The sequence below is a fragment of the Neisseria sp. P0021.S005 genome (genome assembly GCF_051956955.1).
The window spans coordinates 1-438 of record NZ_JBQCWY010000984.1; the positions used below are offsets into that span (position 1 = coordinate 1).

General features: G+C 46.8%; 1 protein-coding gene. It reads left to right on the top strand.

What is annotated here, in order from left to right; all coding sequences use genetic code 11:
• The coding region (locus ACTHUE_RS20495; protein ID WP_440424330.1) for a 7-cyano-7-deazaguanine synthase at window positions 1–283 on the top strand (283 nt) is incomplete at its 5' end.
• Between the last annotated feature and the right edge of the window lie 155 nt (window positions 284–438).

Consider the following 438-nt stretch of genomic DNA (forward strand, 5'->3'; position numbering starts at 1 on the left):
CGATTTTCCTGGTTATCCCGACTGTCGCGATGTGGTCGTCAAGTCGATGAATGTCACATTGAATCTGGCCATGGATTACGCTTTTCAAATCCACACGCCCTTGATGTATTTAACCAAAGCACAAACTTGGGCATTGGCGGATGAAATGGGTGTGTTGGGTTATATTCGCGAGCATACGCATACCTGTTATAACGGCGTGGTCGGTGGTTGTCATGAATGTCCGAGCTGTATTTTGCGCGAGCGTGGTTTGTCGGAGTATTTGAAAAGTAAAAAGGCCATCTGAATCAAGAGGGGCATATATTTCCAATAGCCAGTTGTACGAAAAGGCCGTCTTAAAAATTCATTTCAGACGGCCTTTGGCCATGTATTTTGTTCTGCTTAGAACAGCAAATCTGCCGGCTCGCTGCTTGCCGGAGCATCTTTCACAGGAGCAGAGGC